The organism is Lysobacter tyrosinilyticus, from assembly GCF_054779815.1.
Window position 1 is genome coordinate 1 of sequence record NZ_BAAGXN010000021.1, and the last position, 13,022, is coordinate 13,022.

At 56.8% G+C, this 13,022-nt stretch carries 15 protein-coding genes; all 15 read left to right on the forward strand.

Going from position 1 to position 13,022, the window contains the following annotated elements:
• Positions 1–93: 93 nt before the first annotated feature.
• Positions 94–507, forward strand: a complete 414-nt coding sequence (locus ACYVGK_RS17780) for a nuclear transport factor 2 family protein (RefSeq protein WP_460736187.1) — start codon at positions 94–96, stop codon at positions 505–507.
• A gap of 81 nt (positions 508–588) precedes the next feature.
• On the forward strand, positions 589–876 hold the full coding sequence (locus ACYVGK_RS17785; protein WP_460736189.1) for a hypothetical protein: 288 nt from the start codon (positions 589–591) through the stop codon (positions 874–876).
• Between the two features lie 69 nt (positions 877–945).
• Positions 946–1,542, forward strand: a complete 597-nt coding sequence (locus tag ACYVGK_RS17790; protein ID WP_460736191.1) for a CPBP family intramembrane glutamic endopeptidase — start codon at positions 946–948, stop codon at positions 1,540–1,542.
• Between the two features lie 69 nt (positions 1,543–1,611).
• Positions 1,612–2,199, forward strand: a complete 588-nt coding sequence (locus ACYVGK_RS17795) for a hypothetical protein (RefSeq protein ID WP_460736193.1) — start codon at positions 1,612–1,614, stop codon at positions 2,197–2,199.
• A 512-nt stretch (positions 2,200–2,711) separates the two neighbouring features.
• A complete protein-coding gene (locus ACYVGK_RS17800) occupies positions 2,712–2,990 on the forward strand; it encodes a hypothetical protein (protein ID WP_460736194.1) in 279 nt (92 codons plus the stop codon).
• A gap of 2,697 nt (positions 2,991–5,687) precedes the next feature.
• Positions 5,688–6,113, forward strand: a complete 426-nt coding sequence (locus ACYVGK_RS17805) for an Imm50 family immunity protein (RefSeq protein ID WP_460736196.1) — start codon at positions 5,688–5,690, stop codon at positions 6,111–6,113.
• 27 nt (positions 6,114–6,140) lie between these two features.
• Complete coding sequence (locus tag ACYVGK_RS17810) at positions 6,141–6,518, forward strand: lysozyme inhibitor LprI family protein (RefSeq protein ID WP_460736198.1); 378 nt, start codon at positions 6,141–6,143, stop codon at positions 6,516–6,518.
• Positions 6,519–7,376: 858 nt separating this feature from the next.
• The gene (locus tag ACYVGK_RS17815) at positions 7,377–7,946 is read left to right on the forward strand and encodes a hypothetical protein (protein WP_460736200.1); all 570 of its coding nucleotides are present in this window, start codon (positions 7,377–7,379) and stop codon (positions 7,944–7,946) included.
• Positions 7,947–8,402: 456 nt separating this feature from the next.
• Positions 8,403–8,855: a hypothetical protein gene (locus ACYVGK_RS17820; protein WP_460736202.1), complete on the forward strand. Its 453-nt coding sequence runs from the start codon at positions 8,403–8,405 to the stop codon at positions 8,853–8,855.
• Positions 8,856–9,426: 571 nt separating this feature from the next.
• The gene (locus ACYVGK_RS17825; RefSeq protein ID WP_460736204.1) at positions 9,427–9,822 is read left to right on the forward strand and encodes a hypothetical protein; all 396 of its coding nucleotides are present in this window, start codon (positions 9,427–9,429) and stop codon (positions 9,820–9,822) included.
• Positions 9,823–10,048: 226 nt separating this feature from the next.
• Positions 10,049–10,228, forward strand: coding sequence for a hypothetical protein (locus tag ACYVGK_RS17830; protein ID WP_460736206.1), 180 nt, complete (start codon positions 10,049–10,051; stop codon positions 10,226–10,228).
• A gap of 62 nt (positions 10,229–10,290) precedes the next feature.
• Entirely contained in the window at positions 10,291–10,743 is a 453-nt protein-coding gene (locus tag ACYVGK_RS17835; protein ID WP_460736208.1) for a hypothetical protein, read from the forward strand.
• An 83-nt stretch (positions 10,744–10,826) separates the two neighbouring features.
• Positions 10,827–11,225, forward strand: a complete 399-nt coding sequence (locus ACYVGK_RS17840) for a hypothetical protein (protein ID WP_460736210.1) — start codon at positions 10,827–10,829, stop codon at positions 11,223–11,225.
• A gap of 624 nt (positions 11,226–11,849) precedes the next feature.
• Positions 11,850–12,122 (forward strand): hypothetical protein, encoded by a 273-nt coding sequence (locus ACYVGK_RS17845; protein ID WP_460736212.1) that lies wholly within the window; start codon positions 11,850–11,852, stop codon positions 12,120–12,122.
• A gap of 74 nt (positions 12,123–12,196) precedes the next feature.
• A complete protein-coding gene (locus ACYVGK_RS17850; RefSeq protein ID WP_460736214.1) occupies positions 12,197–12,460 on the forward strand; it encodes a hypothetical protein in 264 nt (87 codons plus the stop codon).
• Positions 12,461–13,022: the final 562 nt, after the last annotated feature.

Below are 13,022 nucleotides of genomic sequence, written 5' to 3' on the forward strand. Positions count from 1 at the left end.
ACCGTCGCGCCTAACAATTCATTCAAGCCGAAGCCGCTTCGCGGCTCGGCTTAATTCAGGCGTTAGGCATCACATCACTTACAAGGAGTTTTCGTGTCAAACCAACCCAAGATCGGCGCATTGTTTGAGGCTTATGCCAGTAATAACGTCGCTGCGGTAAGTGACGTCATGGCTGATGACATCATTTGGCGCATTCCCGGCCACCACCCCCTTGCCGGTGAAAAGCACGGCATCAAAGAGGTACTGGCCTTCTTTGGTCAGCTTGGCAAGGCTGGGTTCCAAGCGCAGCCTTTTGCAATCGCCGAGCATGGTGACTACGTCATAGATCACCATCGCGGATGGAGCACTTACGGTAACGGCCTCGATTTAACTTGGTGCCTGGTCTTTCGGTTTGAGCATGGAAAGATTAAAGAGGTAACCAACTTCTGCTCAGACCAGCACAAGGCGGACCTATTCTTTCATGAGGTATACAAGCTCAAGCCGATCCCCGAGCGTCTAGCTGGGTGATGCCTAACAATTCATTCAAGCCGAAGCCGCTTCGCGGCTCGGCTTAATTCAGGCGTTAGGCCGCTACCAAGTCATCCAACCATGGAAACAGACGAGTACAGCAGTTCGGCATTCTTTGTTGCCGTCACCACCAAGATGGTTTCAGCCGTATTTATGGCAGCGGCACCATTGATATTTGTCGCAATCCTTTACCAAGGCGGGCTTGGCACGGTACCTGTTCACGATCGCAGCGGACAGGTCATTTTCTACATCAACAATGTTGTTGCGGCGCTTATCTTTTCTTGGCTTTGGTTCTCAATCAGCGCGCTGATATTCTCCTTTTCAAAGAAGGTCGTGGCCAAGCTCAACAAGCACCGTGACGCGGCCTAACAATTCATTCAAGCCGAAGCCGCTTCGCGGCTCGGCTTAATTCAGGCGTTAGGCTGCAGGGGAAGTTTCGTGGCGACCGAATCCGTGACTGTATTGAAGAACCCAATTGGTCCTGCCCGGCAATGGTTCATATGCCTGCTCATGTGCGCGGCCGCTCTCGCCGTCGCAGCTTTGTCGGGCCACGCGCCAGAGGCTCTCTTCTCTGGCGGGCTAACCATTCCCGCCCAAGCTCTAGTTGGCCTTGGCCTCGGTGTCGCTGCCTGCATCAACTCCTTTATCGGCTACAAGTTCACTGCCCACCGCCCCACCACTCAGCACACCATCCAAAGCTACAGCCGCCTGAACTTGGCGGGTTTAAACCCGTTGTGGATTGCTCTGGCAGCTGGCATTGGCGAGGAACTGCTTTTCCGCGGCGCTCTCCAGCCGGTTATGGGCATTTGGCTTTCCTCTCTCATATTTGTGCTGGCTCATACCAGGGCTTACCGGTTCACCTCGCTTAGCAAGAGAACGCTAGTCCAGGCAGTCGGGCTGTTTGCTGCAAGCTTGGCGCTGGCCGCCGTCGCAAAATACGTCGGGCTTCTTGCCGCAATGATTCTGCACACGGCAATTGATGTGGCTGGGTTGTATGCCGTTCGCTATGCATCAGCATCGCCGGCTGCAGCCTAACAATTCATTCAAGCCGAAGCCGCTTCGCGGCTCGGCTTAATTCAGGCGTTAGGCCTGCTCTCAAACATCATGGAAACTGAAGCCCAAATCTACTGCGCCTTGATGTCTGAGGCCAAGCAACGAATTGAGCTAATTCGTCAGCTCGACGCTGGCGAGATTGGTGCCACCCGCACTGAGTTCACCGTTGAGTTTGCCTGTCTCAACCTGAGGCGCATCCTCGAGTTGGTGGCTTTCTCTTCCCTTGCCGCCAATCGCTCTGCCTACTCACGCCATCACGCTGATTTTGGCACTCACTGGAAGGCCGAGCGGATTCTGAAAAAGCTAGAGACAATCCACTCAAGCTTCTTTCCATTACCTATGAGTGAGCCCGGATCCCATATGGCCGAGGTAGACCGGACCTGCCTTACCAGATCGGATTTTGCCGCTCTCTACGACATCACCAGTGAGGTCCTTCATACGTGGAATCCTTACAGGCCCGGATCGCGCCAGATCGACCTGATTCGTTCGCCCAAGGAGTGGACACATCTAATCTGGGAGCTGCTCCGTGTTCACATGCTCACGATCGCGGAAAGCGACAAGCGATTCGTCGTTCAGATGCATCACCCTGATGACGGGCAAGTTCACGTGTATGTTGTGCAGCCGGCCCCGCAGGCCTAACAATTCATTCAAGCCGAAGCCGCTTCGCGGCTCGGCTTAATTCAGGCGTTAGCCCTCTCGATGAACCGCGCTCCTGATGCCCAAGTCGTACTGAGGCTCACCTCAACGCAAACTGGCGGTAAGAGCCATTCCGTTACTTCTGGCTACCGACCGAACTATGCGATCCGAAGCGACTACCTGACATCCGTGTACCACGAGCTCATAGACCTCTACGAGATTGCGCCCGGCGACCAAGGCACCGCAAATGTCTGGTTCATAACGCCGGAGATCTATCCTCATTCCCTGTGGGAGGGGCGGGAGATTCAAGTTTCGGAGGGCTCACGAGCGATTGGCTCTGCCACTATTTTGGCCGTCTTCAATCCGATGCTCCGGCGTCATCGGGCAGAGGGCTAACAATTCATTCAAGCCGAAGCCGCTTCGCGGCTCGGCTTAATTCAGGCGTTAGGCTGCATACCAAATGTTCCGGTACGTCACAATTCTGTTCCTAGCAATCTAGGCGTTAGGCTGCACTCATGACAAAAGAATCCGCTTGTTGGCTGACAATAAGACTTATCGGTCTGTTGCTGCTGGGCTACTGCCTACTGCTACTGCTCGATGTTTTCAGCCAATCGATTGCTTTGGTAAAACTGCACAGTATTAGGGATTTAGACCCTGCTCGAGTCGACAAACTAACCGTCCGCACCTGGGTCGATACCGGCATTGCTTTTTCTCAAGCCATTGCCACTGCTGCGCTTTGCTTCTATTTCTTACGGCATGGGAAAGCGGCACATCGCTTGCTCATGCGAGAGTGAAATGGTTAACACGGCAGGCAATTCCTACGCGGGCAAGCGGCGCCGGGCTGCTGCCTAACAATTCATTCAAGCCGAAGCCGCTTCGCGGCTCGGCTTAATTCAGGCGTTAGGCGTGGGTGTAAAGGCTTACGGTTGCACCCCGGTGCCGAGGTGTTACGGATAAAGCTCGCCAGCCCGCGCTCGACACTAATCGTTCGCTCCGCTCGGCTGACGGCCACATGGCTGGATTCACTTGGGCGGCGCCTTCGGCGCCGGTTGCACAAACACGGGCCCCTCATTGCACCGGCCTTCGTCAGCCGGGGAACGGCTCCCTGCCCTTGCCGTCCCGTTGCACTCTCGTACTCCGCCGCTTACCGTGGCGCCTAACAATTCATTCAAGCCGAAAACCAATCGCTACGCGATTGTTTTCGGCTTAATTCAGGCGTTAGCCACCAATGGAATTTCCTCGGCACATTCAACGGCAATTCCTGATTTCGTTCCTGCTCACCGCATTGAGCTGGCTCGTTACCTTTGCCTTCTATCAGCCGCGCTCTCTCCTTACGTTGGCCGCGCTCGCCGTGTCCGTAATCTGCGGCATCACGGTTTACCCCACGCTGTCCTCCGCGCTCTCTCGGATCACGAGAGAACGTCCTGCGCGTAACTGGCATAACCTGCTGCTAGTGGCTGCTGCCACAATCCCAGTGGCCATTACGGCTGTCGCCGCTTTTGGTCTAGTCGTCGCACTCGCAGTGATAGCGGTTGGCGGCTAACAATTCATTCAAGCCGAAGCCGCTTCGCGGCTCGGCTTAATTCAGGCGTTATGCGTGGTCAAAAGACGGACGATGCGCGCCGTCACTGCAGACTCCGCAGTAAAGCTCGCCAGCCTGCACTCGACCTTTCCCACTCGCGCCGCTCGGCTAACGGTTACATAGCTGGATTTACGTAGGCGGCGCCTACGGCGCCGGTTGCACAAGCACCGGCCACTCACTCTCCCCGCTTCCATCCAGTGATTCTCTCTTCGCCTATTGTCCTGGGCTAAGATCGCTTCAGCAGCCTTGGGCACCTACTCTCCCAGGCTGCATAACAATTCGTTCAAGCCGAAGCCGCTTCGCGGCTCGGCTTAACTCAGGCGTTATGCGTGGTCAAAAGACGGGCGATGCGCGCCGGCGCCGAAGCGCTGCGGGTAAAGCTCGCAAAGCCTGCACTCGATTTATCTCGCTCGCGCCGCTGGGCTTGCGGTCACATGACTAGATTCACTCTGGCGGCGCCTCCGGCGCCGGATGAGCAAACACCGGCCACTCACTCGCCCTGCTTCCATCCAGTGATTGCCGCATCCCGATTGTCCCGGGCTAAGATCTCTTCAGCGTCCACGGCTCCCTACTGCCCTGGGCTGCATAACAATTCATTCAAGCCGAAGCCGCTTCGCGGCTCGGCTTAATTCAGGCGTTATACGTGGGCAAAAGACCGGCGATGCGCGTCGGTGCTGAGACGCTGCGGGTACAGCCCGCCAGCCCACATTCGACATCCCTCGTTCGCGCCGCTCGGCTTGCGGAAACACGGCAGGATTCACTTCGGCGGCGCTATCGGCTCCGGATGTGTGAGCACCGGCCCCACACTCTTCCCGGCTTGCATCAGCTGATTCCCTGCTCCCGCCTGCAGCAGCTACCGTTACACTTCGTCCCTGCGCTGCTTACCGTGGCGTATAACCATTCGTTCAAGCCGAAGCTGCTTCGCAGCTCGGCTTAACTCAGGCGTTATGCGTGGTCAAAAGACTGGCGATGCGCGCCAGTGCTGAAGCGCTGCGGGTAAAGCTCGCAAAGCCCGCACTCGATCTCTCTCGCTCGCGCCGCTGGGCTTGCGGTCACATGACTGGATTCACTCTGGCGGCGCCTCCGGCGCCGGATGGGCAAGCAACGGCCACTCACTCTCCGCGCTTTCGTCCAGTGATTGCCGCATCCCGATTATCCCGGGCTAAGATCTCTTCAGCGTCCACGGCTCCCTGTTCTCCGTGGCTGCATAACAATTCATTCAAGCCGAAGCCGCTTCGCGGCTCGGCTTAATTCAGGCGTTATGCGTGGTCAAAAGACGGGCGATGCGCGCTGAGACCTCAAGTTCCGCAGTAGAGCCCGCAAGCCAGCACTCGACCGTTCCCGCTCGCGCCGCTCGGCTTACGGCAACATAGCTGGATTCACCCTGGCGGCGCCTCCGGCGCCGGTTGCACCAGCGTCGGCCACTCACTCTCCCCGCTTCCATCCAGTGATTGCCGCATCCCGATTGTCCCGGGCTAAGATCTCTTCAGCGTCCACGGCCCCCTGTTCTCCGTGGCTGCATAACAATTCATTCAAGCCGAAGCCGCTTCGCGGCTCGGCTTAATTCAGGCGTTATGCGTGGTCAAAAGACTGGCGATGCGCGCCAGCGCCGAAGCGCTGCAGGTAAAGCTCGCAAAGCCCGCACAAGATCTCTCTCGCTCGCGCCGCTGGGCTTGCGGTCACATGGCTGGATTCACCTTGGCGGCGCCTCCGGCGCCGGACGGGCAAGCACCCGCCACTCACTCCCCGCGCTTCCGTCCAGTGATTGCCGCATCCCGATTGTCCCGGGCTAAGATCTCTTCAGCGTCCACGGCTCCCTACTGCCCTGGGCTGCATAACAATTCATTCAAGCCGAAGCCGCTTCGCGGCTCGGCTTAATTCAGGCGTTAGGCCCCTCAGAAAGATTCCTATGGACTGGAACCAGATCACCTTTAATCCCAAGGTCATTCTCGGCTACTACTCAGTTGCGCCAAGCCTCAAGAATGTCTGCGTCCACCGCATATCGCTACATCGGGATGGCCCCTCGGCCGAGATCACATTTGAGCCTCAAGATTTTCCGGACAAGCCATCCTCCAAATGGCCCGAAAGCGCTAACACCTGCCAAATTCTCATTCGTGCCTTTGCAGTGACCCAGGTAGACGTTCGTCGGTGGGGCACGGGCGTTTCCGGAGACCTTGAGATAAGTCGCACATCAAGTGGGATCGAGGTAGTGCTCTCGGGAGAGGGCGCCTTCCGACTCGTGTGCTCAGAGCTAGATGTGGTCAGCGTCGTCGGCTACGTCAGTGAGGGGCCTAACAATTCATTCAAGCCGAAGCCGCTTCGCGGCTCGGCTTAATTCAGGCGTTAGAGCTCAGGTATAGATATGCGCGCAGTTCTTTTCAGTCTCGTCCTACTCATTCGCCCGGCAGCTCCCGCCGCGGCTAGAGATTGTGAGAAAGGCGCAACAAACATGGCCGAGGTGCGCGCCTGTGCCTCTGACGATCAAGACGAGAGGCTTGCCGCAACCTTTGGCCGTACGCTATCCCATGTTCGCGCAAGAGACCCTCAGGCAGCCAAACTTCTACTTTCCGCTCAAAAGAGCTGGGAGACGTTCGCTTCCAACTCTTGTGAGTACACGGTGGCGGCAAGGCAAACCGATCTAATGGCCAATGACGCTAGGCTCACTTGCTGGCAATCGTTCATTGACGCCCGCATACGGATCCTAGAGGCTTATCAGAGAGAGTTTGGCAAGGCACCGTAGCACTGGCTGAGCTCTAACAATTCATTCAAGCCGAAGCCGCTTCGCGGCTCGGCTTAATTCAGGCGTTAGAGCCCATGACAAATCCCTACGAGGCTTCGACCACGGCAATTCCAGCTGCGGTCAGATCCAACGGCGCGCCGGCGGCCAGGGCCTGGCTAGCCGCAGGGTTGAGCTGCGCCCTTCTTAGCGCATTGGCAACAACTCTAGTTGTCCCGCATTTTGCTGAGGTCTTTGAGTCATTCGGGGCGGATCTTCCGCTTTTGACCAAACTGCTTGTTCACTATTACTTGGCCATGTGGGCTTCCCCGGCCGCTGTAATTGCGGCTTGGTACTTCTGGCCCGCCCCTCGGCGTCGGGGATTGGCCTCCGGGCTAATCGGCGTTGCCACGCTAGTTCTATCTGTTCCGCTCTTTGTTGTCGCACTGTATTGGCCCATCTTCAAGCTGTCGGCAGCCATCTGATGGGCTCTAACAATTCATTCAAGCCGAAGCCGCTTCGCGGCTCGGCTTAATTCAGGCGTTAGGCCGCACTGCAAGGCTCCCGCAACTTTGGACTACCGATGAGTTGGGCATCTCACTTTCTAGTACGTTGGATCGTCATTGCCGTAGTTACTGGCGTTCTCGGATATGGAGCTATTTTTCTCTTCACTCGCAAGGAGTCTAGGGCTCGCTCCTGGCTGCTCGCGGCCCCTAATAGAATTGCCACTGTTGGGCTCGTCGGCGCTCTGCTTGTGTGGGTTGCAATCGCTACATTCAATCGCATGGCCGGTAGCTGAGGCGCGGCCTAACAATTCATTCAAGCCGAAGCCGCTTCGCGGCTCGGCTTAATTCAGGCGTTAGGCCCCAGGACCAAACATCGATGAGCGTCAAAGAGTGGGCAAAGCTGCCTTATCACGACCCTCTCCCGATACTCATTGGGCTGCGTGAGATTGCACTTACGCAACCACTTCATGAACTGCCCTACAAAGTGTCCGCTCTCCGCACACGAGAGCTTCGTCCGTTCCTTGAAGGTCGACAATCGGCACTATTCAGCTACCTAGTTGGCGAGGCCATGGGCGTAAAGGTTCGTTTCTCGCCACTAGAGAAAAGCGATTATGACTGCATCACCCATTTCGAGCGAGACGGGTATCACCATCTCGTTCCTGTGCAGCTGAAGGAACTGGTTCCCAACGATCTCAACCCGACAGCCTCACTTCAAAGCTTGATAAATGGGCTTATCAAGTATCGCGATTCATCTGATCTTGTGGTGGCGGTTCATCTCAATCGCAATGTCACGATCAGATTGTCAGAGCTGTCCTTTGACGGACTCAACATTAGCCAGCTATGGCTCTACGGATCGGCTGCTCCGGACCAATCCACATGGCTTCTCGTCGGGGATTTGCTAGATCCTGGCGCTAGGTGGCGGGAGATTCGCTATCCTGGGGCCTAACAATTCATTCAAGCCGAAGCCGCTTCGCGGCTCGGCTTAATTCAGGCGTTAGGCCCCGATGCAAAAAATGACTCACGCCGAGTACATCGAAAGCCTCAGGCGCGAGGCCGGGCAGATTGCTGCTGCGGTGTCTTCGGGGAGGATGAGCATCCTAGACGGATGCTGGGCGTTAGGTCCGGTGCTCGCGCGAGCCGAGCTAGAGCCAGATGATCCGGATGCAGGTGCCATCGGTTCGGTCTGCTCGGAGCTGGATGGCCTGCCACTTGGCGAGTTTCGCGCCCATTGGGCACCTGAGGCTTTAGCTCGCCTCGCGCCTCAGCTAGAGTCCATCGCGGAGTGGGCCACGCCACTTGCCATGCCAGCCATCCAGTCGGTGGCTCGGCGGTTCGGGGCCTAACAATTCATTCAAGCCGAAGCCGCTTCGCGGCTCGGCTTAATTCAGGCGTTAGGGCTCAGATGAAGATCCCAGCGATTCAACAAATTGCGGACGGCTACGGACAGGCCAGAACCTCTGAGGTCGGCCAATTTGAGCTGCGCCTATTTCAGCAATTCGGCGAGGAGCCGCTCATCCAGCAACTGGTCGCGGCATTCCCGCTTGTTCGTCGCGCCAGCGGCCGTGCCGCCATCTTGTTTCGGCTACTTCGCTATTCTCGGCGCTATCCCGAGGTCACGTCGCTTGCTATAGCGGCTCTTGCGGATCGTGCCTATTTGGTCAGGGAGAATGCCTGCTCAATGTTGGCGTACTCGCTTAGGCAAGATGCACTTCCCGCTCTACGCGCACTTAGCACTCACACGGACGCAAAAACTCGCGCTGATGCAATGGCCGCAGCCGATGCAATTGCCCAACAGAACCACCACTACTATGTTGATCGGGCTCACACCGGCACAACTTTATGGCAAGTCGGCTGAGCCCTAACAATTCATTCAAGCCGAAGCCGCTTCGCGGCTCGGCTTAATTCAGGCGTTAGGCCCCTATGACCCCTGCTCGGCGCATGCGACATCCAAAGATCTGTGCGGTCTGCCTGGCCGCTTCGGTACTTCTTCTTGGCGGCTGCCAATTTCGCCCCGATCCACTGTCCGCGATTGCATACGACGACAATGAAGACGTGGTGGTGCAAGTAGCGCTCCACTCTGCGGACGCAAAGACCATAATCCAGCGAGAGCTTTACGTCCGGCTTATGGTCGTCAACTGCGGCGGCAAGTCGGACGGCTTCCCGGCAGATCCCCCAATTGAGGGTGGGCGCATCCCGGGATATGAGGTTCCAATACAAAGCGACACGGTGCAGATAAGTGGTCGGGTGCCAGCTCACATTTACGCCAAGTACTCAAATCCCTGCGTGTTCCTTCGTGGCGGCGGCTACTTCTCAGGAAGCATAGAATCCGGCGTGGTCCGAATTCTGCGCGATCCCCGCGCGGGGCCTAACAATTCATTCAAGCCGAAGCCGCTTCGCGGCTCGGCTTAATTCAGGCGTTAGCGCCCATGACAAGATTCCTAACTCTCGCTGCAATGCTCGCACTAGCGGGATGCACCCGCCCCGAAACCTGTCTTGCTCCGTTCGATGGAATTGGGGCATCTGGTGCAAGCCCAGAAGACCAGCTGATATTGCGCGAGGCTTCGGAGGACTTCTGCGCGGTTGTCGCCGGCAAAGAGCCCATTCACGCCAAGCTCGTCGCGGGTAGCGAAACATCCGACGGCGGCACGATGTCTTACGCGGGTCGCCGCTACAAGCTGACGGCGCTAAGCAGCTTGTCCACCTTTGGGTCCTACCGCGGCATTGCTCGCGGCCCCATCCTCGAGTTTGATGCATCCTTTGCACCAGGCAACACCAGCACGATCTCTAGCATTCGCGTATATCCCATCCCGGAGACTCGCTGATGGGCGCTAACAATTCATTCAAGCCGAAGCCGCTTCGCGGCTCGGCTTAATTCAGGCGTTAGGCCGCATGTCAGATAACCCATACGTCGCACCAGAATCGGCTCACGCAATTGAGCGTAGACCAAAGATTAACCTCAGCAAGCGAGTAGCCTTGGCCGACGCTTCGGCAAGCCTCGGGGCCGTTCTACTGCTACTTCTATGGCTCAATAATTCTGATGACGTTGCGATGGACGAGATCGCGGTGGTCTACTGCATGCCCGCTGCCCTTGCCTTAGCCGCCGCTTCTATAGCCATATTTTTCAAATGGCCGTTTCACAAAGCGTTGCATTGGCTTGCATTGATTCTTGTTGCTATCCCGGCCCTGACTTTTACACTGTCATTTCTCTATGCCTTGGCTGCGGCCTAACAATTCATTCAAGCCGAAGCCGCTTCGCGGCTCGGCTTAATTCAGGCGTTAGGTGCCACATCATGCTGCGTCATTGCCTAATCATCCTTCTCTCGGTCGTGCTGGTGGCTTGCGCCACTAACACCCATCGTCCGCGACTGGACTACCAGGCGCTTTCTGCGCAGCCCACACCTCCTGATTGGGCCGCAGGCGCCGTCTGGAGATTTGATACCGCCTCAGGCTCCGGAAAGCTTGAGTCGCACACTTTTCGTGTCTCGGATGAGAGAGCTGATACCTGTGTTTCTGGTGACTGGCGCAAACTTGAGCGCGTTGACGGCCATCTTGGTTCGGCCGCTCAAGCCGCCTATACCGTTTCCGGCCGCTTTCTACTGATCAGCCTCAATTCCAATCTATGTGACGCAAACGACGAGATTCGCGGCGAGCTAGCCGGAGTCAACTTCAACGGTGAGCGCTCAGCGGGCGGGGTCACGGGCGGCGCAGTGATTGGTACAGTTCAAGGTCGTCGGGTGCACTAGGTGGCACCTAACAATTCATTCAAGCCGAAGCCGCTCCGCGGCTCGGCTTAATTCAGGCGTTAGGCCTCACAGGGGAGACCATCGTGACCGACCAAGAAGTAGAGTTCGACGTCGAGCAGTTCGTCTACATCAAGATTCCTGCACCCATCCAGCCGCTGGATCGGGCTACCCTCTTTGAGGATCCAATCGACGACGCACTCCAGCCCGAAGACCTTGGCCACGTCTCTGGCGGCGGGTCTCTACTTGGTGACGCCCTTCCCGATGGCACACGGCCGATCGAGTTCTGCGGCATCGATATCGACACAACTGATCGAGCCGCCGCTCTTGAAATCCTTCGAGCGCTCCTTCCGAGTCTTGGCATTCCGCTGGCATCGGAGCTTCACTACACGGCTGACGGCCTCAAGCTTCAGGACCGCTTCCTGGGTACTAGCTGGTCCATTGGTGAGTCCCGTGAGTTCTTACACCCGGGGTTTGATATCTAGTGGGTGTGAGCCCTAACAATTCATTCAAGCCGAAGCCGCTTCGCGGCTCGGCTTAATTCAGGCGTTAGCCCCCACTGAGAGATCATCATGATCCGCGCGTTAAAGATACTTCTTGCGGCAATGACTATTGCTACTGCTCTGGCGAGCTGTGCAACGGTCTCGCGAAATCACGCTGCATATGACCAGAATCTGGATGGCTTATGGCAAGGATCGATCACTCTCAGTGACACGCCCAAAGACGTCCTGGAGTTGAGGCTTCTTATTGGTCAAGGAGCACCTCGGGTTTGGCTTCAAGATGACGGAACATGGATTGAGGCTAAACCCGGTGCTTTCCGCATAAGCAGCAGTATGAGCAACGCCGTGATCTATGCAACAGACTCAGGCGCTGACGATGATGGGACATGGGTTGAGTCTTGGGCGATAGTTGCAACTCTTCGTTCGCCTGAGGATCTTCTTGTCGTTTGGTCGCGCGTCGTGAACAACCTCGACATGCCGCTCGAGAACGAGTCGAGCAAATATGGCTTACACGCTTCCGGAATATTGCACCGTGTATCGCGTGGGGGCTAACAATTCATTCAAGCCGAAGCCGCTTCGCGGCTCGGCTTAATTCAGGCGTTAGGTGCCATGATCAGGTTCCTCGTTGCTCTAACAGCGATACTCCTCTCGTCCTGCACTCCCAGCTCACCGTCGGCCGCCCAGATCAAGGCTGACTACGCTCGTATCGATCCGCGCTGCAAAAACATTTCCATCGACGATATTGAGCATGATGATCGCGGCACCTGGGTGACGATTACCGAGAAGTGCCAAGGCAGTAACGATGGCCAAATGCAATTGCAGTACAAGAGAATTGGCGGCAAATGGACAGTGGTCTGGTACGCGCCGGTGCTGTATGACTAGTCGCATGGCACCTAACAATTCATTCAAGCCGAAGCCGCTTCGCGGCTCGGCTTAATTCAGGCGTTAGGCGCCTCATGAAACGTCTCTATTACCCAGGAACAGACATTGAGGTTCGTATCGGCGACCTGGTCCGCTGGTTCGATGACAACGGCCTTTCAAAGGTCATTTTTATCATCAGCACGGACCAGTTCCCCGAGGATGACCCAGGCTCTACAGAGTGGTTCAAGTCGGAGTTTGGTGAGGGCATCATGATAGATACTCCCGACGCCGGCCTTGTGCTCGAGAGCGAGGATTGTAGAAACATCACGTTGGTTCGCTCTGCCGGTGAGCGCGCCTAACAATTCATTCAAGCCGAAGCCGCTTCGCGGCTCGGCTTAATTCAGGCGTTAGGGCGCTATGGAAGAATCACGGCCGTATCGATTCAAGATCTCGCTTCGACTCAGTCATCCGCGATCGGAGCTTTCTGCTTGTTCTTCAGAGTTCGGCCTGGAGCCCTCTCGGCAATGGTCGGCCGGTCAGAAGCGCACCTCTCCTCGCGGCGCTCCGCTGGAGGGCTTTTGGGATGACTCGTATTGGACTGCCCCCTTGGAGATCTATCCCGGGGAGTACGTAGAGGACACCCTTACCCGCGTCGGAAAATGGCTCGATGCTCACGCAGCATTCCTTGCCAACCATCTGGCTTCGGGTGGTTCCGCTTCGCTCTTCATTGGCTACTTCCTTGAGGGCTTCAACTCAGGAGTCTTGCTACACCCGGCACTCCTGGCAAAGTACGCATCACTGGGGCTCGCTTTAGACTTCGATATCTATGGGCCGGATGACTCGCCGGACGCGCCCTAACAATTCATTCAAGCCGAAGCCGCTTCGCGGCTCGGCTTAATTCAGGCGTTAGGCCTCGCACGA